We start from the raw sequence: 1,413 nt of genomic DNA, 5'->3' as shown, positions 1-1,413 counted from the left end.
TAACTGATAATTCAGGAAATCAAACAGATTATACTCATGTCCTCACTGATACTGATATCACCAATGGTTCGGCTAATGTTTTAATTCCAAGTTTAGTTGCTGAAGGAAATTATAGTGTAACGAGTACATTAGCTGACGAAGCAGGTAATTCAGTAACGAGTAATACGGAGACGTTTACACACCTAGATACTGACGGTGATGGAATTTTTGATTCCGTAGATATTGATGATGACAACGATGGTATTACCGATGCTGTCGAAAGAGGAGTTACTGAAGAATTTGATTCATTTGGCTTTACTGATGAGACAATTGGTGATGGTTCTACTCAAGTTTCCGGTAGTATTAATACTGGGCAATATGCAGATGATGATACTGCAAATGCGTGGACTTTTACTTTCGACGACATTACAGAAGCTGACGCTAGAGCTTCATCTAATATATTCACTGCTAAATTAAATTCAAACGCTACCAAAGATGCCGATTCTAATTTGGATACTAATGGTCACTTTGTTCTTGATTTAGGAGATCCTAGTTCTGTTGCGAATTCAGGGGATATTGTTCAGTCAAACTCAATTACGATTTCGGACTTGGGTAGTGACAATGCGGTGTTCACTATTAAGCTGACGGATATATTAGGAAATGTATTAACTTCCGATCAGTTTGTTTTAAATATTGACCCTGGTGCCACCAGTGCTATTACTGGACCTACCGATATAGGTGGTGGCTACTATCAGTTTGCTTATACAGCCGATGCCGCTAACCCATATCCAACGTTTACTTTTACCTCAGTAGGTGGGTCGTTGTTGCAAAGCATTGAATTTACAGCGATTGATTACAATGCAAGTGACCGTGTAGTGATCACAAGCTCACGCGATGTATTGCATTTGGATGTTCAAGACAATGACACTGATGGGGATGGTATCGCTGATCATCTTGATATAGATAGTGATAATGATGGGATTACAGATAACGTTGAATGGCAAACTACATCAGGTTATCAAGCTCCGTCCGGTATTGATGTTGACAGCGATGGTTTAGACGATGCTTACGATAGCGATACAAGTTCAACCAGTTCGGAGGCTAGTCAAGGTTCGTTACCGTTAGATAGTGATGGTGATGGTGTTTTCGATTATCTAGATACAGATAGTGACAACGATGGTGTATTGGATATAGCCGAACGTGGTGATGGAGCCGCTACCTCAGTCACGGATACCACTGACACTGATCATGATGGATTGTTAGATATATTTGAGGGAAGTAATGTTGATGATGGGTATGATGTCAATGATGAGAATATTTCTGCGTCAGGGGAGTTTGCCTTATCTGATACCGATGGAGACATATCAGCCGATGGCTCTGACGCGGTAGGGTTAAGCAGAGATTTCGATTATCGTGACAATCTAGTGTCCCATC

General features: G+C 40.7%; 1 pseudogene. It reads left to right on the top strand.

The window, feature by feature from the left end:
- Positions 1-1,413: pseudogene (locus AACW06_RS19500) on the top strand (hypothetical protein); the annotation flags it as partial.

The organism is Vibrio sp. S12_S33 (assembly GCF_963889785.1).
Classification (GTDB): domain Bacteria; phylum Pseudomonadota; class Gammaproteobacteria; order Enterobacterales; family Vibrionaceae; genus Vibrio; species Vibrio aestuarianus.
This window is presented reverse-complemented; position numbering and strand designations above follow the sequence as displayed.